Here is a 24,638-nt window from a genome sequence, read left to right on the forward strand (position 1 = left end):
TGCTGAAGATTGCCTATAAAAACAGATGTTCGTGGAGCCTCGCCGATGAAATCCTATGAAGTCAATTTTGACGGTCTAGTGGGGCCGACCCATAACTACGGCGGCTTGTCCTTCGGCAACGTCGCGTCCCAGAGCAACAGCCAACAGCATTCCAACCCCAAGGAAGCGGCGTTGCAGGGCCTGCAAAAGATGAAAGCCCTGATGGACATGGGCTTTGTCCAAGGTGTGTTGGCGCCTCAGGAACGTCCTGATGTGGCTGCCTTGCGCAACCTGGGTTTCAGCGGCAGCGACGCCCAAGTGATCCAGCAGGCGGCCAAGGATGCGATGCCGTTGCTGGTCGCGAGCTGCTCGGCGTCGAGCATGTGGGTGGCCAACGCCGCCACCGTCAGCCCAAGTGCCGACACCTTTGACGGACGCGTGCATTTCACCGCCGCCAACCTCAACTGCAAGTACCACCGCAGCATCGAACACCCGACCACCAGTCGCGTGCTGGGGGCGATGTTTGCCGATGATAAACACTTCGCCCACCACGCCGCGTTGCCGGCGGTGGCGCAATTCGGTGATGAAGGCGCGGCCAACCACACACGCTTCTGCCGTGAATATGGCGAGGCGGGCGTCGAATTCTTCGTGTTTGGTCGCAGCGCGTTCGATCCCCGTTACCCGGCGCCGCAGAAATACCCTGCTCGCCAGACGCTTGAGGCGTCTCAAGCCGTCGCACGTTTGCATGGCCTGAAAGATGACGGCGTGGTGTACGCCCAGCAGAACCCGGCGGTGATCGATGCCGGTGTGTTCCATAACGACGTGATCGCAGTGGGTAACGGTGAAGTGCTGTTCTATCATGAGGATGCCTTTCTCAATACCGAACAGATGCTCGCCGAACTGCAAGGCAAACTGGGCAAGTTGGGCGGTAACTTCCAGTCCGTCTGCGTACCCCGCGCTCAGGTCAGTGTCGAAGACGCGGTACGTTCCTACCTGTTCAACAGCCAGTTGCTGAGCCGCGCCGACGGCTCGATGCTGCTGATCGTGCCGGAAGAATGCCGCGCCAACGAGCGCGTCTGGCAGTACTTGCAAAGCCTGACCGCGACCGGTGGCCTGATCCGTGAAGTGAAGGTGTTCGACCTCAAGCAAAGCATGCAGAACGGCGGTGGCCCGGCGTGCCTGCGTTTACGTGTGGCGTTGAATGAAACGGAACTGGCGGCGGTGAATCCAGGCGTTATCATGACCGCGCCGTTGTACGACACGCTCACCCAGTGGGTCGACAAGCACTACCGCGACAGCCTGCGCGAAACCGACCTGGCAGACCCGCAATTGCTGTTGGAGTGCCGGACGGCATTGGATGAACTGACGCAAATCCTTAAACTGGGCTCGGTTTATCCTTTCCAGATCAATTAACGCCACCTTCTTTTACGACCTATGGCTGAGAGCTAATTTATGACCACCGACACCCTGAAACTGATTCTTGAAGACACCGACGGCACCCAGCTGGAAACCTCCTGCACCCGCGTCGCCGTGGTCTGGCAGGGCAAGGAAATCTGGATCCAGCACGATGGCCGTGGCCAACTGCTGATCGGCGTGGACGTGGAAGAAGGCGATGCCGAGTACGCCAACCTGCTGATGCGTCCACTGGCCACCAACCTGATGAGCCTGCAACTGGAAATGGAACCGGCCGACGTTGAAGGTGATGACGACGATCACGTCCACGGCCCAGGCTGCAACCACTAAGGAAGCTGCGTATGCTCGCCCTTGGCAAACTGCTTGAACTGACCCTCGCCGGTCGCGAACCGGCGCAAAAAATTCAACTGACTGTCGACGGCGTGCAGATGCGCTGGCTCAGCGAGGGCGCGCTTGAAGTGCGCCCGCCTGAGGCGAAGGACAACGGCAGCGACCTGCTGCTGTCGTCCGGCATCCATGGCAACGAAACCGCGCCGATCGAGCTGCTCGACCGCCTGTTGCATGGCATTGCCCGAGGGGAGATCAAGCCCCGCACCCGTATTCTGTTCCTGTTCGGCAACCCTGAGGCCATGCGCCGCGGCGAGCGTTACCTCGAACTGGACGTCAACCGGCTGTTCAACGGCCGTCATGAAAAAAACATCGGTCCCGAAGCCATGCGCGCCGCCGAGCTGGAGCAATTGGCCCGCAGCTTCTTCAGCCTGCCTGGCCGTTCGCGCCTGCATTACGACCTGCACACCGCCATCCGTGGCTCGAAGATCGAACAGTTCGCCCTGTACCCCTGGAAGGACGGTCGCCAGCATTCTCGCCACCAGTTGGCACGCCTGAACGCTGCCGGCATGCAAGCGGTGCTGCTGCAGAACAAGACCTCGATCACCTTCACTGCGTTTACCTATGAGCAACTCGACGCTGAGGCCTTTACCCTGGAACTGGGCAAGGCGCGGCCGTTCGGGCAGAACCAGGGCGTGGACGTCTCTCGCCTGGAAACCCGCCTGAAGCAGCTCATCGAAGGCACCGAGCCCGAAACCGAGAGTCTGGATGGCCTGCAACTGTTTGCCGTCTCCCGTGAAGTCATCAAGCACAGCGATGCCTTCCTGATGCACCTGCCCGCCGATGTCGAAAACTTCTCGCCGTTGGCCCAGGGCTACCTGTTGGCCGAAGACGTGGCCAAGACCCGCTGGGTGATCGAGGAGGAGGGTGCGCGCATTATCTTCCCCAACCCGAAGGTGAAGAATGGCTTGCGCGCGGGCATCCTGATTGTGCCGACCACCGAGGCAGGCCTGGCTTAAAGCGCATGCCTGGACGATGAGCGCAGGTTTCAGAGGGTGTAGTGCTCACTCAGCAAGCGCGGCGGCAAGCCCAACTCCCTGCGCAAGCCGTTCTCGCTGAACGGTTCGGGGTTGGTCGTGGTTGGGGCGGTGGCCGGGTCGTTATCGAAGTCGAACGGTTCGGCGGACGTTGGCAGGCCCAGGGCTTGAAGTTCTTCGTTGGAAACCTGAATACGTGCTTGGTTGCCGTCCGCGGCCGCCTCACTGAACCCGTGCAGTCGCGTGCCGGTAATGTGGTTATACGCGTGGCATAGCTGGTGGAACAGCGCGATGATGCTGGGTTGATGGGAGCGGGTGTCAGTGGTGTTCAACCCTATTTGCCCTCCATAAGAGGGCGTGCCTGGATGGCCATTCTCTATAAACGCACCGTCGCGGGTCGCGGGGTCAGCGCTGAACCTGGTGGATGGCGTGTCACTGAGCTCATTGATCGCAACCGGGATACCACTCTCGAGCGCCGCCCTCTGCAGCACGGCCAGCAGTTGTCGGCCGGTCGGGGAAGTGTTCAGCAGCCGCAGGTCATCGTTGATGCGCTCAACGAACTGCGGGCTACCTACGACCGTCACTCCGCTCTCCTGGATATTCCCGGGCTCGACCTGAAGGTTGCCCGTCGCCGGTTCGCCAGGGGCAAACGCGTTCAGTCTGTCCCACTCCTCTGATGAGGTCGGGAACTTGATGGACAGCTCGGTCAGGAGGCTGTGGTACGTCATGTCATCAGGCTTGAGCAAGGTGACTTCATTCCTTCCTTCACCGGCAAAAATGACGTTGGTAGCGTCGCCGGCTTCGATGTGGTCGTCGCCTGGGCCGCCACTGAGAATGCTGTGGCCGTGGCCGCCGATGATGAAGTCATTGCCGTCGCCACCATCGATGAAGGAGGCGCCGGCGGCGACTATTTCATCGTCCCCTGGACCACCATACGCAGTGATGTTGGCATCAAACTTCGCCAGGATCATATCGTCGCCGGGCCCGGTTTCGATATGGCTCGACCCTTGGAAGACCGTCACGCTGTCATGACCCGGTCCGGTAGAAATGTTGGCAAGGGGAGCAGTGCTGATCACAAAGTCGTTGCCTTCGCCGGTGTCAACGATGACGGGGTTTTCGATCCTGTCATCGATCTGCACAACGTCTGAGCCGCCCTGAGTGATGACCACCAACGCCTGATCCCGGCTGGCGGGGATGATGCAGTACTTTGCGTCGTTGACCTCAAGCGTGACGGTCGTGGACGGCAGCGCGGCGTGTGACCGGTTGACGGCAATCGTGTGAATCGCCCCCGATTCGGGCACATACTTTCGCAGAACAATGACGTCATCGTGGTCCTGCGTGGTGACTATCAGTTGATCCGCATCTGCGCTCACCCTGCGTTCGATCGTCAGTTGGTTGCTCGAATGCAGCAGCACCTCAATGCTCCCCTGTGCGTCAGGATGCTCGTTATTGCTGGGGGGGACAGGTCTCTGCCCCCAGGCTGCCCCATGAATGATCTGGAATCCCTGGGCGGTTATCTGGTTTATTTCCAGTTCGTATTGGCCTGCAATGGTCATGCGAAGATCTCCCTATCTAACAAGTAATGTCGCCGGTACGGCGCGTCAGCGTTACTAAATAGAAAGGCGCAGGGGGCAGGGGGGTAATTAATTAGTGCGAAGCCAGACCCCAATAAAAAAACGCCCCGGCAAGAGCACTTGCCGGGGCGTTTCTTTGACGGGCTGAGGGGGTCAGACGGCCAGTTTTTGCTCACTGCGACGGATCGCGCGCACCTTGTGCAGCGTGTCGGCGCAGGTACGTGCAGCTTCCTGGCCTTTGTGCACAAAGTGCTCGTAGAAGAAGGTCTGGTGTTCGCTGCCGGCGTGGAAGTGATGCGGGGTCAGGGACACCGAGAACACCGGCACTTCGGTTTCCAGCTGAACCTGCATCAGGCCGCTCACCACCGATTGGGCAACGAATTCGTGGCGGTAGATGCCACCGTCGACCACCAGTGCGGCAGCAACGATGCCGGCGTAGCGACCGGTCTTGGCAAGCAGCTTGGCGTGCAGGGGCATTTCAAAGGCGCCGCCGACTTCGAAGAAATCGATGTCCGATTCCTGGTAGCCCTGGGCGATCATTTCGGCGAGGAAGCCTTTGCGCGATTGGTCGACAATATCCTTGTGCCAGCAGGCCTGGATAAACGCGACGCGCTCGCCGTGGTGGTTTTTGCTTTTGCTATCGATTGCGGTAGGTTGCATGTTCTGACTCCTGTTTAAGAAAAAAACAGGGCGTTATGAATCGAATGGGATTTAAGGGTACGCGAACACAATAGGTGCGCGGCCCTTAGGTGCCAATCCCGTTCTCTCTTCATCCGGACTATGACCGTCGGCCCCGGGATCACACCGGGTCTGCTGACCTTGCCGCCGTCCTGCAAGAGCAGTTCGAGGCGCCAAGCGCTCGCGGGCTATACACATTGCGTGTAATTACCGCCGGTGGGGAATTGCACCCCGCCCTGAGAACGTTGCCGCCAGAACCCTGGCGGCGGAGAGTTTTTAACATGGTTTTTCAAAAACTGCACGATCGCTGTATCGATAAGCTATATCGGTTTGTTTGGTTGGTATTCGATTGAGCAACGATGGGGCTTGATATTCCGAGGCTTTGCCCGCAGTAATCATCGATACAAGAAATTTAATACTTCTCAGAGGCTTGTTTCATGTCTGTGATCGACCTGCGCAGCGACACCGTGACCCAACCCACCCCCGGCATGCGGGACGCGATGGCCACCGCCGTCAGCGGCGATGACGTGTATGGCGAGGACCCCAGCGTCAATCGCCTCGAAGCCGAACTGGCCAAGCGCCTGGGCTTTGCCGCCGCCTTGTTCGTGCCGACGGGCACCATGAGCAACCTGTTGGCGTTGATGGCCCACTGTGAGCGCGGCGAGGAGTACATCGTCGGTCAGCAGGCCCATACCTACAAATACGAAGGCGGTGGCGCGGCGGTGCTCGGTTCGATCCAGCCGCAACCACTGGAAGTGCAGGCCGATGGTTCGCTGGACCTGGACCAGGTGCTCGCGGCGATCAAGCCCGACGACTTCCATTTCGCCCGCACCCGTTTGCTGGCGCTGGAAAACACCATGCAAGGCAAGGTATTGCCGCTGGATTACCTGGCAAAGGCGCGGGCGTTCACCCGTGAGCATGATCTGGCCCTGCATCTGGATGGCGCGCGGCTCTACAACGCGGCGGTCAAGCTGGGGGTGGATGCGCGCGAGATCGCCCAACATTTCGATTCGGTGTCGGTGTGCCTGTCCAAAGGCCTGGGCGCACCGATTGGCTCGGTGTTGTGCGGTTCCACGGCGTTGATCGCCAAGGCCCGGCGCCTGCGCAAGATGGTGGGTGGTGGCATGCGCCAGGCCGGTTCACTGGCGGCGGCCGGGTTGTACGCCTTGGATCATCAGGTTCAGCGTCTTGCGGAGGATCACGCCAATGCCCACTGGCTGGGCGACGCCCTGCGCCAGGCCGGTTATGAGGTGGAGCCCGTGCAGACCAACATGGTCTATGTGCAGATCGGTGACCAGGCCCAGGCCTTGAAGGCGTTTGCCGCCGAACGCGGGATCACGTTGAGCGCCGCCCCGCGCCTGCGCATGGTCACGCATTTGGATGTCAGTCGGGCGCAGATCGAGCGCGTCGCGCAGACATTCGTCGAATTTTCGCGGAAATGACAGTGCAGACCGTCTAATTGAACGTTTCAATCGTATAAACACGCTGTACCACCGGCAAAGGGCCGATATAATGCGGCCCTTTGCCGTCGCTCCGTCTGATGATGTTGCGCACTGGCCTTTGGCCGCAGCCTCCGTGGAAGAACCTAATGAAAAGCGCAGAAATCCGTGAAGCCTTCCTTCGCTTCTTCGAAGAGCAAGGTCACACCCGTGTCGCCTCCAGCTCCTTGATCCCAGGCAATGACCCAACCCTGCTGTTCACCAATGCGGGGATGAACCAGTTCAAGGACTGCTTCCTGGGCCAGGAAAAGCGCGCGTACACCCGCGCCGTCAGCAGCCAGAAATGCGTCCGCGCCGGTGGCAAGCACAACGACCTGGAAAACGTCGGCTACACCGCCCGTCACCACACTTTTTTCGAAATGCTCGGCAACTTCAGCTTTGGCGATTATTTCAAGCAAGACGCGATCAACTTCGCCTGGACCTTCCTCACCGGCGTGCTGAAGCTGCCCAAGGAAAAACTCTGGGTTACCGTCTACGCCAGCGATGACGAGGCCTACGACATTTGGACCAAAGAAGTCGGCGTACCGGCTGAACGCATGGTGCGCATCGGTGACAACAAAGGCGCTCCATACGCCTCCGACAACTTCTGGACCATGGGCGATACCGGCCCGTGCGGCCCTTGCACCGAGATCTTCTACGACCACGGCGCCGACATCTGGGGCGGCCCACCGGGCTCGCCAGAGGAAGACGGCGACCGTTACATCGAGATCTGGAACAACGTGTTCATGCAGTTCAACCGCACCGCCGACGGCGTGTTGCATCCGTTGCCAGCGCCGTCGGTGGATACCGGTATGGGCCTGGAGCGGATCAGTGCGGTGATGCAGCACGTGCATTCCAACTACGAGATCGACCTGTTCCAAAGCCTGCTGGCCGCGGCGGCCAAGGCCATTGGTTGCACCAATGAAGACCAGGCCTCGCTGAAAGTCGTGGCTGACCATATCCGGTCCTGCGGCTTCCTGATTGCCGACGGCGTGCTGCCGTCCAACGAAGGCCGTGGCTATGTGCTGCGTCGCATCATCCGTCGTGCTTGCCGTCACGGTAACAAGCTGGGTGCCAACGGCAGCTTCTTCTATCAGATCGTCGCGGCCCTGGTGGCCGAGATGGGCGAAGCCTTCCCGGAACTCAAGCAGAACCAGGCGCATATCGAGCGCGTGCTCAAAGCTGAAGAAGAGCAGTTCGCCAAGACCCTGGAACAGGGCCTGAAGATCCTTGAACAGGACCTTGCCAACCTGCAAGGCTCCGTCGTGCCGGGCGACGTGGTGTTCAAGCTCTACGACACCTACGGTTTCCCGATGGACTTGACCGGCGACATCGCCCGTGAACGCAACCTGACCCTCGACGAGGAAGGTTTCGAACGCGAGATGGAAGCCCAGCGTGTGCGCGCACGTTCGGCCAGCTCGTTCGGCATGGACTACAACAGCCTGGTCAAGGTTGACGTGGCCACCGAGTTCACCGGCTACAAGGCCACCCGTGGTGCGGCCAAAGTGGTTGCTCTCTATAAGGAAGGCCAGTCGGTCGACGTATTGAACGAAGGGGATGACGGCGTGGTGGTTCTGGACCAGACGCCGTTCTACGCCGAGTCAGGTGGCCAGATCGGCGACTGTGGTTTTCTTGAAGCCTCGTCCGGACGTTTTGACGTACGCGACACCACCAAGACGGGCGGCGCGTTCCTGCACCACGGTGTGTTGGCGTCGGGCAGCCTGACCGTCGGTTCGCCGGTCGAGGCGCAAGTGGACGCCGATGTGCGCCACGCCACCTCGCTGAACCATTCGGCCACGCACTTGCTGCACGCTGCGCTGCGCCAGGTACTGGGCGAGCACGTCCAGCAGAAAGGGTCGTTGGTCGACAGCCAGCGCCTGCGCTTCGACTTCAGCCACTTTGAAGCGATCAAGCCGGAGCAGATCAAGGCCCTGGAAGACATCGTCAACGCCGAGATTCGCAAGAACACCGCAGTCGAAACCGAAGAAACCGATATCGAGACCGCCAAGGCCAAGGGCGCCATGGCGCTGTTCGGCGAGAAGTACGGCGACAGCGTGCGCGTATTGAGCATGGGCGGCGATTTCTCGGTAGAACTGTGTGGCGGTATCCACGCCAACCGTACCGGCGACATCGCCCTGCTGAAGATCATCAGCGAAGGTGGCGTGGCGTCCGGTGTGCGTCGTATCGAGGCAGTCACCGGCGCTGCGGCCCTGGCCTACCTCAATGCGGCTGAAGAACAACTCAAGGAAGCGGCCAGCCTGGTCAAGGGCAGCCGCGACAACCTGATCGACAAACTGTCCGCTGTGCTGGAGCGCAACCGCGCGCTGGAGAAACAGCTGGAGCAGTTGCAAGCCAAGGCGGCCAGCGCGGCAGGCGACGATCTGTCGGCTTCTGCGGTGGACGTCAAGGATGTGAAAGTCCTGGCTGCACGCCTGGACGGTCAGGACGGCAAGGCGCTGTTGGCTTTGGTCGATCAGTTGAAGAACAAGCTCGGCCGCGCAGTGATCCTGCTCGGCGGTGTCCATGAGGATAAGGTCGTTCTGGTTGCCGGCGTAACCAAGGACCTGACTGGCCAACTCAAGGCCGGTGATTTGATGAAGCAAGCCGCCGCGGCAGTGGGCGGGAAGGGCGGTGGTCGTCCGGACATGGCGCAAGGCGGTGGTGTCGACGCCGGTGCCCTGGACGCAGCCCTGGCCCTGACCGTGCCATTTGTCGAGGCAGGTATTTAAGGCATTGTTAACCGGCCCGTGATCTAGTCACGGGCCTGTTCGGTGCTGGTTGATTGAATATTAGGCGCCCCTTTACGGGCTGAGGCGGCTTAGAAATGGCTTTGATCGTACAGAAATTTGGAGGCACCTCGGTCGGCTCTGTCGAAAGAATCGAGCAGGTGGCCGACAAGGTTAAGAAATTCCGCGATGCCGGCGACGACCTGGTGGTAGTGCTGTCGGCGATGAGCGGCGAGACCAATCGCCTGATCGATCTGGCCAAGGCAATCAGTGGTGATCAACAGCCGCTCCCGCGTGAGCTGGATGTGATCGTGTCCACCGGCGAGCAGGTGACCATCGCCTTGCTGGCCATGGCGCTGAACAAGCGCGGTGTGCCGGCGGTGTCCTACACTGGCAGCCAGGTACGCATCCTTACCGACAGCGCGCATACCAAGGCGCGCATTCTGCAGATCGACGATCAGAAAATCCGTACGGATCTGAAAGCCGGTCGCGTGGTAGTGGTAGCGGGCTTCCAGGGTGTGGACGAGCAGGGCAACATCACCACCCTCGGCCGTGGCGGTTCGGACACCACCGGCGTGGCGCTGGCAGCGGCGCTCAAGGCCGATGAATGCCAGATCTACACCGATGTGGACGGTGTCTACACCACTGACCCGCGTGTGGTGTCCGTGGCTCAGCGCCTGGACAAGATCACCTTTGAAGAGATGCTGGAAATGGCCAGCCTCGGTTCCAAGGTTTTGCAGATCCGTGCGGTGGAATTCGCCGGCAAGTACAACGTTCCGCTGCGCGTATTGCACAGCTTCAAAGAGGGTCCGGGCACCCTCATTACTATTGATGAAGAGGAATCCATGGAACAGCCGATCATTTCCGGTATCGCTTTCAACCGTGATGAAGCCAAGCTGACTATCCGTGGCGTGCCGGACACCCCGGGCGTGGCGTTCAAGATCCTGGGCCCGATCAGCGGCGCGAACATTGAAGTCGACATGATCGTGCAGAACGTTTCGCACGATAACACCACCGATTTCACCTTCACCGTGCACCGCAACGAGTACGATGCGGCGGAGCGGATCCTGCAGAACACGGCGAAGGAAATCGGCGCCCGTGAAGTGGTCGGCGATACCAAGATTGCCAAGGTGTCGATCGTGGGTGTGGGCATGCGTTCCCATGCCGGCGTTGCCAGCCGTATGTTCGAAGCCCTGGCCAAGGAAAGCATCAACATCCAGATGATCTCCACTTCGGAAATCAAGGTCTCGGTGGTGATTGAAGAGAAGTACCTGGAACTGGCTGTACGCGCGCTGCATACCGCTTTTGAGCTGGACGCTCCGGCCCGACAGGGCGAGTGACGAAGTGCCAGAAAGGCGCGGTTTACCGCGCCTTTCCTTTTTTTGTAGGGCGCATGTTCTTTTGCGTGCGCTCGACAATACTTAGGCGGTAGGACTATGGCCTTTGGGTTGTAGGTCGAAGGCCTTTTTTTTGCAGACTGTTGTTCCTGAACTGAAATGCGTGAGGAGAAAGGTATGCTGATTCTGACTCGTCGTTGCGCAGAAAGCCTGATTATCGGTGATGGCGAAATCACCGTGACCGTGCTCGGCGTCAAAGGCAATCAAGTGCGTATCGGGGTTAACGCTCCGAAAGAGGTGGCGGTACACCGCGAGGAAATCTACCTGCGGATCAAGAAAGAGAAGGACGAAGAACCAAGCCTTTAATTTTTATCGTTTTTTATGTTTGCAAACGGGGATGAACGTGGTTAATATACGCCCCGTGTTGCGGAGAGCTGGCCGAGTGGCCGAAGGCGCTCCCCTGCTAAGGGAGTACACCTCAAAAGGGTGTCGGGGGTTCGAATCCCCCGTTCTCCGCCATTATTTGCTTAGTACGTTGCAATCTGGTTTTTTCGGTAAGTTGTTGAAACTAAACGAAAAAATAGCTTTACATAGAGATTGAACGGCCTATAATGCGCGGCAACAAATGCACTCGTAGCTCAGCTGGATAGAGTACTCGGCTACGAACCGAGCGGTCACAGGTTCGAATCCTGTCGAGTGCACCATTTAAGAGTCAGTTGCAGCAATGCAGGTGATTCGGTTACAACCAGTTGTGATCTGGTCTAAAAACACAATCTGCACTCGTAGCTCAGCTGGATAGAGTACTCGGCTACGAACCGAGCGGTCACAGGTTCGAATCCTGTCGAGTGCACCATACAAACAAAAAGCCCGCCTAGTGCGGGCTTTTTGCCGTCTGGGGTTTGTGTAGGATTTTTCGTTTTTCTCTCGCCTCCATGTGTTTTCCTTCCGCACTGCGTCGTCGCAGTTCATAGATGCAGCCAATGCTCAGCTTTGGCTCGCAAGCGCTTGTTCTTTCCAGTTTTTTGACGTTTAAAGTGGCCGGGCGGTGTATCATTGCGCCCGTCAGCCCCGCCGGGGCTTGTGGAATGCCTCCATGGACTTACCCAGTAGTTACTCAGTACCCCGTTTTACCAATCATGAATTGACTGATTGATCCTTCCGGCGTGCCCCGCTGCTGGGAGTGGAGTTCGCCTATGACCGAAGTAGAAGTAAAGAAAACACAAGAAAGCCTGCAGGATCGCCTGGCTCAAGTCATCGAGCTGCTGCAGCGCCAGCGTGTGGTCGAAGACCTTACGCATCGCCAGGATGGCCCGAACAACAACCTGGTCGAAAACCTGGTTCACCGGCAAAACCTCGTTGAGCTGCAACGCAAGCTCGACGACCTGCACTCCGCCGACGTCGCCTACATTCTCGAAGCCTTGCCGCTGGACGATCGACTGACCCTCTGGCAGTTGGTCAAGGCCGACCGCGACGGCGACATCCTGCTCGAAGTATCCGACTCGGTCCGTGAAACCCTGATCGCCGACATGGACGATCACGAGCTCTTGGCGGCGGCCAGGGAGATGGACGCCGACGAACTGGCTGACCTGGCCCCCGAACTGCCCCGTGATGTTGTCCATGAGCTGATGGAAGCCCTCGATGGCCAGCAGCGTGAGCGTGTGCGCTCCGCGTTGTCCTACGACGAGGACCAGGTCGGCGCCCTGATGGACTTCGAGATGGTCACCATCCGCGAAGACGTCAGTTTGGAAGTGGTCTTGCGTTACCTGCGTCGTCTCAAAGAGTTGCCGGGTCATACCGACAAGCTGTTCGTGGTCGATTACGAAGGCATTCTCAAAGGCGTGTTGCCGATCAAGCGCCTGCTGGTCAACGACCCTGAGAAGAAAGTGGCCGACGTCATGGCCAGCGACCCGGTGAGTTTCCATCCGGATGAAGACGCGTACGAGGCTGCTCAGGCGTTTGAGCGTTATGACTTGATCTCGGCGCCGGTGGTGGACAAGAACGGCAAGCTGATCGGTCGTTTGACCATCGATGAAATGGTCGACCTGATTCGTGAAGAGAGTGAGACCGAAGTCCTCAACATGGCAGGTTTGCGTGAAGAGGAAGATATTTTTGCCTCGGTTTGGCGTTCCCTGCATAACCGTTGGGCGTGGCTGGCCATTAACCTGATCACTGCCTTCATCGCGTCGCGGGTTATTGGACTGTTCGAAGGTTCGATCGAGAAGCTGGTGGCGCTCGCAGCGCTCATGCCGATTGTGGCCGGGATCGGCGGCAACTCGGGTAACCAGACGATTACCATGATTGTGCGTGCCATGGCGCTGGACCAAGTGAGTACGGCGAACTCGTCGCGCCTGCTGCGCAAAGAGTTGGCGGTCGGCCTGATCAACGGCCTGGTGTGGGGTGGCGTGATCGGTGTGGTGGCCTACTTGCTGTATGGCAGTTGGTCGCTCGGCGTGGTGATGACCGCCGCCATGACCCTCAACCTGCTGTTGGCCGCGCTGATGGGGGTGTTAATCCCGATGACCCTGGCCCGCCTTGGACGCGACCCGGCAATGGGCGCCAGTGTGATGATCACGGCCATGACCGACAGTGGTGGCTTCTTCATCTTCCTCGGCTTGGCAACGATCTTCCTGCTCTGATTCCATCCAGCGGGGGCAAATCTGCCCCCGCTTCACACCCTTTTCCCGAATGGCATGCAAAAAAAAGCCAGCACATGGCTGGCTTCGGCTTTCAGTTGCAAATCAATTGGCTTCTGCGGCCGCCTCAACGTCGTGCGCGATAAGCGAGACGAGAGCATTTTGCTGGCGGTGGGAGAGCTGACGAAAACGCTGCAGCAGTTCGCGTTCGTGCAGCGACAGCTCGGGGCTGTCCAGGCGCATGCTCAACTCGTCGCCCAGCGCACCTTCCTGAATGAGGCTTTGTTCCAGGCGCGCGATGATTTCGGAGTTCATGCTGCGGTGATGATTGCGAGCCACCTCGGCAATGCGTTCCCGCATTCCGTCTGGCAGACGTACGACGAACTTGTCAGCCGTACGGCTGGAATAAATTGCCTGTTTCAATGGGCGCATATATTTAACCGGTTAGTTCAGGGGAGCGGTTTTTGGAATTGGCCGCAAGATGAGTGTTAAGACAAGGCTCACGACCAAAGTTCAACCTGAATTGCAAAGAGGCCGCATCATGCCTCAGATTTGACATTTCCTTGGCGTCAATTCTGTGACAAATATTGAACTGCCTAAAGGCTTTATGCCAGCACTCATTTGCATTTTTGCGGACTGGTTGGAAAACTTTGCCACCCGTGAAGCTTCACGGGAACTTCCTGTAAGTCCATGCCACCACAGGGTTTGAGGCCGCATATCCTATAGCAAAGTGGCCTTTTGCCCTTAACTTTAAGACTAGTGGCAATTTGCCGATTAGCGAGGCTGAGGCGACATAAGGTAGGGGGAGGGGCAGGGCGTTAGCGCAGGACTGGATCGAATTTGATGCGTCGACCCATGATCAAGGTGAGCAGCGATAGGCTGGCGAACACGCCGCTGGCAATGAAGGCCGTCGTTTGGCTGTCTGAGGGTTCGGCGTTCAAGCCCAGAATGCCTGTTACGGCGGTCAGGCACAAAAACAGCCAGGCAAATTTGTTCATCAGAGGTTCCTCAGAAAACCCAGTGTTCAGAAGCGGGTGCGGACTGAGTGTCTTGGGTCAGGCGTACAGGCGATTGCGCAGTCGGTGTCATCACCGCCAGTTGCGGGCGTTGTTGCAAGTGATGGGGCACTGCCTGGCTGATCTGTGCGGGATCGTTGCTGCCTGTCGATTGAAAATGAAACATCAGCAATGCAGCCAAGGCTACGGTGTTGAGGGCTAACAGAAGGGCACTGTTCATGGTCATGTTCTCCGCTTAACGCCGTGGCTTATTGGGTTTGTAGGAGAACTGTTGCAGGTGTCGTGCCAATCTAATAACTCAATAAAATCAGATAGTTGAGTCTACTTTAAAGCCCTGAAAGGTTGCAATTTGCAATGGTGGCGTTTTGGTGGAGTGCATTTTGCACGATAGGTTCAAGGGCCCGTGTTTCCGGGGCCGATTCACGATTAATCAGGCAGTTATCGGCCTACACTCAAAAAGCCCACGGACGACATGACAAAACCCACCTCGGCCGTTAACATGCACGCCGTCCGTCGCCACACTCACAGCACGACGGCTGTCATTTGTCCCAGTAGCTCAATTGGATAGAGCATCCCCCTCCTAAGGGGAAGGTTGCAGGTTCGAACCCCGCCTGGGACACCATATATTTCAAGGCTTTCAGTCGTTAGCATGAAATGATTAGAAGCTTCGTGGGTGCAGAGCGGGTGCAGGCGATAGCTTTAAAATAAAGAACGTTGCCGCTCATGTTTGCACTCTGAAGGCAGATGTAGGGGCGGACCCGCCTGATGCACCACCTTCTTTCCCCCGAATTAAAAGGGGAAAGCGCTCCTTAAAGAATCTGTCCTTGGCCTGAAAGTCGTTTTTGTCATGAATTCCGCATTTGCACATGGCGGGAAGGGTCTAAATGGCAACAATCAGGAATCGCTGCGGGTATCAATAGGAAGCGAAAGCCCCCAGTACAGGGACCCCCAGCCCAGCGCAAAACCTTCAAAACCAAATCCGACGCCCAAGCCTGGGCTTGCATATCGAAAGCGCAATCTACAGGGGTGTTTTTTGTCTATCTTGTCGAGGCAGAACGCATCGACCTTCACCAACTCATTGGTGGCTACTTTTCCGAGATTGCTCCGAAGCATACAAGCGCTTGCTCGGAAGCCAAACGCCTGGAAGCGCTCAAGCGTCATAGTGATGGCGACACGCTTCGTTGCCACCCTAAGCTCTTCGGACTTTGCCCGTTACCGTGACGAGAGCCTGAAGATCCGGAAAGGCAGTACAGTAGAGTGTGAGCTTGCCTTGCCCAAATGCGTGACTGAAGCTACCCGCCGCTATTGGGGAATTCATCTGTCATAGAAATTGGTCAGCATAGTCAGCCGTCCAAGCTACGACGACGAACGCTCGCGACGGCTCGATCCAAATGAAGGACAATACGTCCTCGGCGTTTTAGAGCTTCGTGAGCGATGTGTGACCGCACCTATGCCGAGGCCTCGCACAATCCGTGGATACGGTCCTTCGTTCAATCGGCAATTGAGACCGCTATTCGCCGTGGCGAGTTTTTGAGCTGCGTTGGAAGCATGTGAATCTAGATCGCAGGACCTCGCCATCTTCCCGCGACCAAGAACGGACTGCCTATAGCCGTCTCTCTCCCACTAAAGGTTATTCATCTGCTGAAAGATCTGCCGCGTTCGTTGTGCGATCGAGTCTTTCACACCACTGCTGATGCCCTCAAGAGGGCCTTCAAGCGCGTTTGGAGCAAGTAAGAGCGATATACTTAGGAGTTTGCGAAGGCGCTCTGATAAGGGCCCTGGATGACTTTCTGCTAATCTGCGCTTTCACGACCTAAGCCATGAGTCCACCTGCCGGCTTGCGACAAAGCTGCCAAACTTAATCGGGCTTGCCAAAGTGACGGGACAGCGCGAGGTGTATAAGTTGAAGCTTTACTACAACATCACCGTGGAAGAGCCCGTGCCGAAGCAAGCTTGAGAATCAGACGATAATTTCACGCCCTAGGGAGCGCGCCAACTGCCTAAGCTCTGATCAGTTCGAGCACGGTTTAGCGCTGACTCCTCGCATTCCCCCTGCTTGAGTTCCCCCCACCAAATTCCGAACACGTGAAAGAGAGAAAAATTAAGCGCTGCTGAAGGCGGATTGAAAATTGACTCGATCAAAAATTCATATCCGCCGCAAAATCTAACCAGCGAGTGCTATTTACTTCAGCTTCTGACGATGCTTATAAGGCCTGCGAGCCGAAGGCTGGCTCGGTTTTTGTTTTGCCGCGCTTCTCAGTACCCTCTCTCGCTCAGGTACAAAATTCCCTAGAGCCTTGAAGGTGAACATCTCTTCTTCCGGCATACCCAGTGAATAAAAATCTTTTTCTCTTTCTTCTTCAACCTTCAAATACTTAATAAACTCTTCGACTCTTTCTAGCCTCACCTGAACTCGAGCGACACGATCCCCCTTTGTAAACAGGCCGTATTCCTTTTTTGCAGCCTCTGTTAAGTAATTGCTCGTTTGTTCAGAATAAATTCCGCAATCCGTACACACCAGGTCTAGATACGCAAAGTAAAATGCCAGCTCATTAATCATATACAAACCGTAGTTTGTGATTTTTACACTATCAACGTTTTCAGTGTACTGATCCAAGCGATTGTTAGACTCTACAAAGCCGTGTTTCAATAACACGTCCATGTTTTTCTCAAAATCCTCGAGCATATTAAAAACTTCCGCAAAGTACGAGCGTAACTCTGCAATAGAAAGATAAGATGGCGTAGAGGAGTCTATTGTTTTGGCGAGTTTTCGTAAGATTCTGAGAGAAGTAAAGTGCGAGCTGTTTCTGTTCGATCTCAGCTGGTATATGTTGGGAATGTCACTAAGGTTTTCATCATAAAAATAGCGTGTCGGAATCATTACGGGCTTGATTACCTGATGTATCTGAAAGCTCCATGATCCAGCAGATATCATTTCATCAACGTTGGTGTAACCTGACAGCAAGAAACTTCTGAAAAGATCCAATGAGAGCCTGATATCACCATGAGCACAAGCCGAAAGAAAATTATTCAGTGGTGATAAGTCATTTGAAAATGTTTTATTTAAAATTTCAAGGTATGTGCAGCAGTCAGTTATAAATTTATCATCAGAGATATCTATTATGGCTTCTCGTCTTGTCTCGTCTTGAAGCAAGCTTGCGGTATATTCTAATCGTTTTTTAAAAACCTCAGCAGGTCGCGGCGAGCTTATGTGAAACCCAGAGTTCTGGAATGCATCAAGTACACCATGGATTTTAGAGTTATAGAATCGCTCCTCCCTCATCGATATTAGAGTTGTGCACCCAAGCTCTTTAGATATTTCTTGAGCCGATGAGAAGCAAAAATCTTGAATCAGTGTTGAGTATTGGTCGGTGTTATCAACAACAATAATTATCCCTTTATCTTTCTCGCTCCAGTACTCGACAATTTTCTTGGCGCAATATTTTTTGTCTAGCTTCCAATCAGAAACAAGTTGATTAAGCTTTATGTTGAATGCTTCAGATTGCTCGCTGAGCCCCGATAGATCCTGCTTAAGAGCAATCTCAAATCTATCTTTAAATAGGGAGTTAACAAGTTCTTCTCGCGTTGAGCTCAACAAATTATCTGTATCAATTTCGACGATTAAAGAGGCCCAAATCAAATCGCGAATGACCGTTTTGTCTTCCGGAACTTTAAGTAAATCAACAATGGCTATTACTGCATGATCCTTCAACCATCTTGGTGGATTGTGATGAAGCAACCTCTTGATGAAAGTTGACTTACCTGCGCCTTTACCGCCAAAAAGAACCAGTACATCACCTTGCTTTTTATTTTTCAAATTTTTGGTGAGTTTTCCTCCCAGTCTGCCGCCTTTGCCCGTGTCGTCTAATTGTTGGATGTTGTGCGATTCAAGGTAGGGAGAAAGTGAGTCATGTAAAATGCTACGCATTCCTTCATGGGTGCTCTGATAGTCTCTTTGAGATACATAGCATCGCTCCATGAACTCAGTGTCATGGTCCGTAATTACACCAAAATAATAACTAGCGATAGGCCTCAAAGATGTAGCAAGTCTATTGGCTGTAATTGTATGAGAGTACGATGGGATTTTCTCCTTTGGAAAAAAAACCCCTCTATCCTTCGGGTGGGCGCTATTTAGAAGTGTAGAAAGAGTTGCATGCTCATTAACGGCAATGAACGAGAAGTTGTTAATTGCCTTTGTATACTCAACTTCAAAATAGCTAAGGCTTCTGATAACAAATGCTTGAAGTGACTCCCACTTCTTGCCTTTTTCAAAGCTTTTAAAAAAAATCCACTCATGCCCGTTTGTGATGCAAGCAAACTCGGAACCACTATCAAAACAATATGTTCTGACCTGGGTCATTGCTGCCTTAATGTTTTTATCTGTTAACAGCTTGCTTATTTGTATAAAGCAAGATGTTTCGCCGTTTTTGTGCGGTATTGGTAGTTCAAAAAAAACGCCTTCTTTCTTCGCCTCAATAAAAAGCAGGTCATCTCCATTAGCCTTTTTAAACACATAATCAGCATAACCGCCATGGATGTGTTCTTCATGAAACACCCTATTCCTAGGCCAAGAAAGTAAATCATGTATGATGAAGTCTATTACCTTATGGCGCGTGTCCGCCTCATTGAGTGCTCGACATTCAGTTTCTTTGATGATTGATCCCAATGTTTCTATAGGCTCGTTCATTTTTTATGCTTTGCTCTGTGGTTGGCCGCTAAAAATAACTCAGTAATCTGCATTGGTGCCACACATTTGCCACCTTCGCGCTGTTAACCGCCGCGAAAACCTACTTACTCCGCTGCCACAATCCTTTGATTTACCCGCTAATCCGAGCTAACGCATTGATCCTAAAGGCTGACTTTTAGGGCTCCGAAGCCAATGGGAGTGGGTTCGAACCTCGCAGGGCGCACCAAAATGAAATTTCTGGTTGTCTCCCTATGACGTACGAAACGTGCCGCAAAGCCCGCCCTGTGTGCGCTTTGTTGTTTCTGCTGCTTTACGTTCATCGCCCCCATCACACCTGGCTGCTCACACAGCGATTTTTCTTCACCCATGGAATATATGGAACGTCAATCTACCTTGGCTTGGGGCAGCCCCATCTGGGGTGCTGCCATCTTGTGAATCCGAGCAGCCTGTAACCTCATTACGCTCAGAGAAGTCCCCGGTCTAGCCGACAATCTAGCCCTGAGTAAAGCCGTTAGCGTTCGCGGCAAGGTTTGAGCAGTCTCGTTACGTCTAGACGACGGGCCTTCCAACAGGTAAAACGTATCAAAAAGCCACTACAGGGACTGTGCATGAACTCTTACCAAGCAATCGTGGAGTGGGCGGCAAACGACCTGCCGGAATGGGAGGCAGACCTTGTCCGTCGGCTTTTACAAGAACCAGCGTTAAGCCCCGATCAGCTCGAACAAGTAGCGAAAAATGCGCTTTGCGCCTTCGGTATAAACGACCAAGGCGAAAATAAAGATTGCTCTCCGCCCGTCTATGAGCTGGACGGCCAAAATACCGAGACTTCCGACGAGCCTATAAAACTTTGTAGCATTGACCTTGTAGAGAACATTAACGCTATACATTCAGAAGCCGAGTTACCCTTTGGGCATTCTGGAATAACATTAATATATGGAGAAAATGGCTCCGGAAAGTCAGGATACAGCCGTATACTGAAAAACGCTTGTTTCGCAAAACATGTAGAAACATCACTGCTCAGCAATATTTATAAGCCAAAAACATCCAAACAATCCGCACGCATAAGTTTTCTAAAAAATGGCAATAGGGAAGAATGGATCTGGACCCCGGGAAAAAACCACGCTGAATTAGCGTCAATCAATGTGTTTGATACCGATTGCGGAAAAACCCTACTTGATAACAATAACCGCGTGACATACAAGCCACGAGGTGCAGATATTTTTGACCACGTATCCCAAGTAGTAGAAAGTGTAAAAAACAAAATTCAATTGAAGCTGCGAGATGCGAGTAAGCCTACTATAAAAGGTTTAGAAGACAACGTAGAGGCTCAAGCTTGGCTGGGCCGTCTATCGGACAAAACTAACACTGCCGATATAAAGAACAGCCTCAATTGGAGCCAACAAGACGCAACTGAGCTAGCGACCTTAACTAGCTCCATCGCCGATTACGAAAACGGCACGACCGTAAAAACCATAGCTAAACTAAATAAAATCTCAACGGAACGGCTACCAAGAGCGATTCAAAGACTAACGTCCGCTGCGAAAATATTAAACGAAACAAAATCATCAGAGATTACAGGTTTACAAGAGGCTGAAGCCGCTGCCAAAAAAGCCTACGACCTCTCCCTGATCACCTTGGACAAAGCTGATCCATTAGAAGGAGTCCATTCCGACCCTTGGAAAGAGCTCTTCAAATCAGCTCGAGAGTTTTCTATTTCCCATGCGTACACCAATAGTGAGTTTCCGAACACCAGTGACGACGCCCTGTGCGTTCTTTGCATGCAGTCACTTGACGACCATGCAAAAGATCGTCTTGAACGCTTTGAACGTTTTATGCAAGACAAGAGCAAAGTAACTTATGACCAAGCTTGCACCAATCTAAAAAATAAAAAAGATGAAATCTTCAATTTAGCTTTACCCGAGTCAGAGGCATACGAGCCTTTGTGTAATGAACTGGTCGAGATCTTAGGTTCAGACTTTGGTCTGGCTGAAGCCTTTCGCACCTTGAAGGCTAGACAAGATTTTTTTAAACCTGGTCAGACTACAGATATAGAATATAAAGGGCTTCCCATTTCCGGCGAAAATATAAACAAAAGCATCTCGGAAAGCCTTCAGAATAAATTGAAAGAGCTTCAAGAAAATATCGCCCCGGAAAAACATGAGCTCGACAAAAAAAGCCATGAAAAGAAAACTAACAAGAAATTTTTGTCAGACGCATCCGAAAAAATTATTAATTATATAGATAACCTCAAGCGCAACAAAAATGTCGAAGTTGCTACCAACTCTCTGCGACAGACAAAAACGCGATTCTCTAGCAAAGCTAAGTCAATTATCTCTCAATTAATCACACCTGACTTCATAAAAAATTTTACAGCAGAGCTGGATGAGCTCGGTATAGCGTTGGACGTCCAAATAGCTCCAATCGTCAGAGATAGTGATACGTCACACAGTTTTTCCATTGGTGCACAAAAGCCTGGGAAAGTTCTCAGCGAAGGAGAGCAAAAAGTAGTATCTCTTGCGGCATATCTTGCAGAGATAAAGACTTTCTCTAATTCGGCTCCTATTGTATTTGATGATCCTGTTAGTTCGCTTGATCACATTTATCGTGAAAAAATTGCTTCAAGGTTATGCAGGGAAGCACTAACAAGACAGTTGATAATATTCACCCATGATTTAGCGCTTATCATGGAAATCGATGGCAAGTGTGACGAAATGGCTTTAGAAATTAGTCATCGTCCCGCCGTCTCATCATTTACAGTTAGACGAAATGGCAGAGACTCTGGTTTTTGTCATGTAGAGGCGCCATGGCGAGGAATGAGCACAGCCAATAGAGCGCAGAACTTAGAGCAGGAACTAAACTCGTTCAAAGGGCTCTATGAAACAGATATGTTAGCCTATAATCATAAATCCGCTATGCTCTACTGCTTACTAAGAGAGGCTTGGGAGGCCTCAATTGAACAGGATCTGTTCTATGATATAGTCAGTCGAGGAAGGAATAGCGTTCAGACTACCAGGATTGGTCTCATCACAGTAGAACCAACGGATGCGACTAAAATTACTGCGAATATGTCGCTCTCTAGCAACTGGATGTATGGCCACCATAAATCAAGGGCGCTTTCAGAAAACAGACCGGCTCCACTTGAAATCAAAAACCATATTGATGCGTTGAGAGTTTTCGCGGCTGATATAGCGACTCGAAGGAAATCTGCGGATGCAACATTCAAGGCGTTAAAAAAAGCCCCTACCAGTGCAATTGGGTGATCGGAGTAGTAGCACCGGTGCAGTGAAAACTGCACCAGTGTATCCCTCTTGTTATATAAAAATGAAAATAAATATATTTCATTCGGACGAGTAAGGTTAGAAATTTCCCGAGACCATATAAATCAATAGCGCACACAATGCCTTCCCGGCCATTGCCGAAATAGTAACAGCAGCGTGGCGGCGCGCGAACAAAAAGGCCTCGCTCTGATTCCCCACGGCGGAGGCCTTTACGTTCGTTGATTAGCTAAGGTAGCCGATTTGGAGTTTTCTCTTTTGCAGATTACTTACTATTCACATCGCATCTTGCTCGCTTTCCGGTTCACCCTCCCCGGTGCCGTCCTCTTGAACGCGCACCCATTGACCGGAAAACATCGCCGAAACGCCGCAGTTCTGACTTGGAGCGGACGACGTAATTATTGCTGCTGATTTTCCGAGCACAACATCAAAAGTCTCACCATTAGGGTTTTTATGCTCATCTACAACCCGCATTGATGTGGATATTTTTTCATTTGACTGGATCCTAGATACAGTATTTTCCATGGCCCAAACATCGCATTCGTGATGAGTGCTAGTATCTACAGTCTGAATATGAACAACGATGGGTTGCACGGGATTACCAAACGCTAGCTCGTTCGCAACAAGCATTCTTCCAGCATATCCGCCTTCTTGGTATGAGAAGTAGGTGAGTTGCTGAGAAAGTGCAAAAGTGGAAACGCTTGATATTGCAACAACTGCGAGACACCTTGATATATACATACAAGCTCCTTGTTTGAAAAAAAACATCATGCTCTTGATCCCCCAAGCGCCGTGTTTAGCTTTGCCTTGGTGTTAGGTTATCGAGTTCGACATAACGATACTCAATAAAATATTTTGTCCGTCATCTTCGATACGCAAGAGTGGTAACTTTAATTCTGTACGGTAGCGGTTTTTAGAGTACTTTGAATATCAGTTTATGGCTTAGGTCCAGAAATCTTGGATCGATGGCCATGACTTGGGCATCAAGCTCGCCTAGCTGTTGCCCCTTGGCCATAAAATAAGTGCCCTCCATTTTAACTCTTTTACCATTCAGGGCTTTCATTACCTCCAGCTCCCTCCCATCAATCCCAGAAATTTGTGCGATCCCAATTCCGTATTGTTCACCCGTTCGACTTTCCGATTCAAAATACAGCCAGTCTTTCCACGGACCGATACCGAGCTTGATGTATCCTATAAAACGTCCGTTCTCTCTTTTGTATTTCTCAAAACCTTGTATCGAATACCCCGGCGTTGCATCAATTACATAATCACCATTGGCGATTGGAACGTCTATCGCAACATCATTTGCATACGCTATTGTTCTTTCAGAAACAGCGTCGGCCTTAATGAATGCGTTAGCAGTACCGGCACTCTTTAGGGAAATGGCATATTGTGTGAGGTTCAATTTTTGCATGAATAAAACATTCGGGCTGCCAGCAGTGCCACCAGATATACCGCCGGTTTTGAAGAAAACATACAGTGTCTCGTCCAGGCTATAACCAGCCTTAGCGAACGCTTTATTCATGTATTTTGCATACACATATGACTGTTCGGGAGTAGGGAATGCGGACTTCGCAACCCTGGACATGTCGTATTTAAAGTCATCCTCATAGTGATCCCTGAACTCGTTTACTACCTCCTGAGCCGCCGAGATAGTCAAGGGAGCAGGCGGCAAAGCAGCCTGAGACAATGAACATAGCAGTGTGAAGCAGAGAGTCACAAAACCCCTGAGCATATCTAATTTCCTTATCAGCATTAACATTGAATTTTTATGTAGCAGTGAAGTTGCATGGAAAGCAATCAGATGCGGGATCTAATCGCCTCTAAAGCCTAACACCAATTTTTTTGGCAATAGTTGCCCTATCGAAGGCAGAGAGGGTAGGCACCTGGCTACAACCGGAAGGGCCAGAGGCCAGGGTTTTTTCTGAAAGTTGATCATAAAACACCCAATGTCACGATTAGTGTGTTCACGATTAGATCACATCGGCACACGATATGGGAATGCCCTCTCCCTCCCTACGCCATCGCTTCGGTCATCGAGTACGTGAGCTTCGTCTTGCCACAGGCATGACCCAAGAAGCCTTCGCGGACAGGTGTGGCTTCGCTCGTACGTACATGTCGAGAATCGAAACAGGCGGTGCCAATCCAAGCCTGGATGCCATTAAGACGCTTGCCGATGCTCTGAATGTCGAGCTGTCAGCTCTATTCGCTGATCTTTAGTTTTTTAGCTTGAACAGTTCCTATTTTTTATGTGAAGTCTAAGTTAACTAAGCTTGCCATGTTTCTCATGCCGTATTTTTTACGGAAAGCAGAACTAAAATTTCCAAAAGTAAAGTTGTTTTAGATGGTGATGAGGCTCAAATATCATTGCTTTGCTCTGAGATATATTCAAGCTACGTTAGCGTCACATTTCTGAGCTAGTACGGATATGGGGGTGGCTTAAAATAAAACTGTAAACAATGATTACGCCATCAAGAG

Annotated in this window: 19 protein-coding genes, 4 tRNA genes and 1 riboswitch; of the genes, 14 read left to right on the top strand and 9 right to left on the bottom strand. The window is 53.1% G+C overall.

The features are described from left to right. Positions 1 to 45: 45 nt before the first annotated feature. Genes astB through astE form a run of 3 tightly spaced genes read left to right on the top strand, consistent with a single transcriptional unit; the run spans position 46 to position 2,738 of the window. On the top strand, positions 46 to 1,392 hold the full coding sequence (gene astB / locus AC4PS7_RS09260; RefSeq protein WP_010208320.1) for an N-succinylarginine dihydrolase: 1,347 nt from the start codon (positions 46 to 48) through the stop codon (positions 1,390 to 1,392). Between the two features lie 39 nt (positions 1,393 to 1,431). Next, positions 1,432 to 1,722 (top strand): hypothetical protein, encoded by a 291-nt coding sequence (locus AC4PS7_RS09265; protein ID WP_003214319.1) that lies wholly within the window; start codon positions 1,432 to 1,434, stop codon positions 1,720 to 1,722. 11 nt (positions 1,723 to 1,733) lie between these two features. Further along, positions 1,734 to 2,738, top strand: coding sequence for a succinylglutamate desuccinylase (gene astE, locus AC4PS7_RS09270; protein WP_010208321.1), 1,005 nt, complete (start codon positions 1,734 to 1,736; stop codon positions 2,736 to 2,738). Between the two features lie 29 nt (positions 2,739 to 2,767). On the opposite strand, the gene AC4PS7_RS09275 is transcribed toward astE, so the two are convergent. Beyond that, complete coding sequence (locus AC4PS7_RS09275) at positions 2,768 to 4,312, bottom strand: M91 family zinc metallopeptidase (RefSeq protein WP_021491467.1); 1,545 nt, start codon at positions 4,310 to 4,312, stop codon at positions 2,768 to 2,770. A 171-nt stretch (positions 4,313 to 4,483) separates the two neighbouring features. Beyond that, the gene (locus tag AC4PS7_RS09280; RefSeq protein ID WP_010208324.1) at positions 4,484 to 4,990 is read right to left on the bottom strand and encodes a 6,7-dimethyl-8-ribityllumazine synthase; all 507 of its coding nucleotides are present in this window, start codon (positions 4,988 to 4,990) and stop codon (positions 4,484 to 4,486) included. Positions 4,991 to 5,086: 96 nt separating this feature from the next. After that, a riboswitch (FMN riboswitch) is annotated at positions 5,087 to 5,256 on the bottom strand. A 189-nt stretch (positions 5,257 to 5,445) separates the two neighbouring features. Here AC4PS7_RS09280 and ltaE point away from each other — a divergent pair. From ltaE to mgtE, 8 genes are all read left to right on the top strand, one after another. Next, a complete protein-coding gene (gene ltaE, locus AC4PS7_RS09285; RefSeq protein WP_029529053.1) occupies positions 5,446 to 6,450 on the top strand; it encodes a low-specificity L-threonine aldolase in 1,005 nt (334 codons plus the stop codon). 146 nt (positions 6,451 to 6,596) lie between these two features. Beyond that, positions 6,597 to 9,215: an alanine--tRNA ligase gene (gene alaS / locus AC4PS7_RS09290; protein ID WP_021491469.1), complete on the top strand. Its 2,619-nt coding sequence runs from the start codon at positions 6,597 to 6,599 to the stop codon at positions 9,213 to 9,215. Between the two features lie 95 nt (positions 9,216 to 9,310). Continuing rightward, the gene (locus AC4PS7_RS09295; protein ID WP_010208327.1) at positions 9,311 to 10,552 is read left to right on the top strand and encodes an aspartate kinase; all 1,242 of its coding nucleotides are present in this window, start codon (positions 9,311 to 9,313) and stop codon (positions 10,550 to 10,552) included. Between the two features lie 174 nt (positions 10,553 to 10,726). Beyond that, positions 10,727 to 10,915, top strand: coding sequence for a carbon storage regulator CsrA (gene csrA, locus AC4PS7_RS09300; RefSeq protein WP_003175645.1), 189 nt, complete (start codon positions 10,727 to 10,729; stop codon positions 10,913 to 10,915). 62 nt (positions 10,916 to 10,977) lie between these two features. Then, positions 10,978 to 11,068, top strand: a tRNA-Ser gene (locus AC4PS7_RS09305). A 108-nt stretch (positions 11,069 to 11,176) separates the two neighbouring features. Further along, positions 11,177 to 11,253: transfer RNA gene (locus tag AC4PS7_RS09310), tRNA-Arg, on the top strand. 72 nt (positions 11,254 to 11,325) lie between these two features. Then, positions 11,326 to 11,402: transfer RNA gene (locus AC4PS7_RS09315), tRNA-Arg, on the top strand. Positions 11,403 to 11,742: 340 nt separating this feature from the next. Then, the gene (gene mgtE, locus AC4PS7_RS09320; protein WP_010208332.1) at positions 11,743 to 13,185 is read left to right on the top strand and encodes a magnesium transporter; all 1,443 of its coding nucleotides are present in this window, start codon (positions 11,743 to 11,745) and stop codon (positions 13,183 to 13,185) included. Between the two features lie 102 nt (positions 13,186 to 13,287). Here the strand turns inward: mgtE and AC4PS7_RS09325 are convergent, their stop codons facing one another. The 3 genes from AC4PS7_RS09325 to AC4PS7_RS09335 form a co-directional block, all read right to left on the bottom strand. Then, the gene (locus tag AC4PS7_RS09325; RefSeq protein ID WP_003175643.1) at positions 13,288 to 13,614 is read right to left on the bottom strand and encodes an Arc family DNA-binding protein; all 327 of its coding nucleotides are present in this window, start codon (positions 13,612 to 13,614) and stop codon (positions 13,288 to 13,290) included. 386 nt (positions 13,615 to 14,000) lie between these two features. Continuing rightward, positions 14,001 to 14,180 (bottom strand): PA3371 family protein, encoded by a 180-nt coding sequence (locus AC4PS7_RS09330; RefSeq protein ID WP_021491470.1) that lies wholly within the window; start codon positions 14,178 to 14,180, stop codon positions 14,001 to 14,003. A 10-nt stretch (positions 14,181 to 14,190) separates the two neighbouring features. Continuing rightward, a complete protein-coding gene (locus tag AC4PS7_RS09335) occupies positions 14,191 to 14,418 on the bottom strand; it encodes a hypothetical protein (RefSeq protein WP_010208335.1) in 228 nt (75 codons plus the stop codon). 325 nt (positions 14,419 to 14,743) lie between these two features. Here AC4PS7_RS09335 and AC4PS7_RS09340 point away from each other — a divergent pair. After that, positions 14,744 to 14,820 (top strand) — tRNA-Arg (locus AC4PS7_RS09340). Positions 14,821 to 15,092: 272 nt separating this feature from the next. Here AC4PS7_RS09340 and AC4PS7_RS09345 read toward each other — a convergent pair. Both AC4PS7_RS09345 and AC4PS7_RS09350 read right to left on the bottom strand, forming a co-directional pair. Then, on the bottom strand, positions 15,093 to 15,386 hold the full coding sequence (locus AC4PS7_RS09345) for a hypothetical protein (RefSeq protein WP_492179361.1): 294 nt from the start codon (positions 15,384 to 15,386) through the stop codon (positions 15,093 to 15,095). Between the two features lie 994 nt (positions 15,387 to 16,380). Further along, the gene (locus tag AC4PS7_RS09350; protein WP_492179362.1) at positions 16,381 to 18,885 is read right to left on the bottom strand and encodes a hypothetical protein; all 2,505 of its coding nucleotides are present in this window, start codon (positions 18,883 to 18,885) and stop codon (positions 16,381 to 16,383) included. A 608-nt stretch (positions 18,886 to 19,493) separates the two neighbouring features. On the opposite strand from AC4PS7_RS09350, the gene AC4PS7_RS09355 reads away from it, so the two are divergent. Then, positions 19,494 to 22,145: an AAA family ATPase gene (locus AC4PS7_RS09355; RefSeq protein WP_492179363.1), complete on the top strand. Its 2,652-nt coding sequence runs from the start codon at positions 19,494 to 19,496 to the stop codon at positions 22,143 to 22,145. Between the two features lie 291 nt (positions 22,146 to 22,436). Here AC4PS7_RS09355 and AC4PS7_RS09360 read toward each other — a convergent pair whose 3' ends face one another. Beyond that, positions 22,437 to 22,931 (bottom strand): hypothetical protein, encoded by a 495-nt coding sequence (locus AC4PS7_RS09360; RefSeq protein WP_492179364.1) that lies wholly within the window; start codon positions 22,929 to 22,931, stop codon positions 22,437 to 22,439. Positions 22,932 to 23,073: 142 nt separating this feature from the next. Next, the gene (locus tag AC4PS7_RS09365) at positions 23,074 to 23,895 is read right to left on the bottom strand and encodes a hypothetical protein (RefSeq protein ID WP_492179365.1); all 822 of its coding nucleotides are present in this window, start codon (positions 23,893 to 23,895) and stop codon (positions 23,074 to 23,076) included. Positions 23,896 to 24,161: 266 nt separating this feature from the next. On the opposite strand from AC4PS7_RS09365, the gene AC4PS7_RS09370 reads away from it, so the two are divergent. Beyond that, the gene (locus AC4PS7_RS09370; protein WP_219022576.1) at positions 24,162 to 24,380 is read left to right on the top strand and encodes a helix-turn-helix domain-containing protein; all 219 of its coding nucleotides are present in this window, start codon (positions 24,162 to 24,164) and stop codon (positions 24,378 to 24,380) included. Positions 24,381 to 24,638 lie beyond the last annotated feature (258 nt).

This window comes from Pseudomonas sp. DW-iso3, from assembly GCF_058725305.1.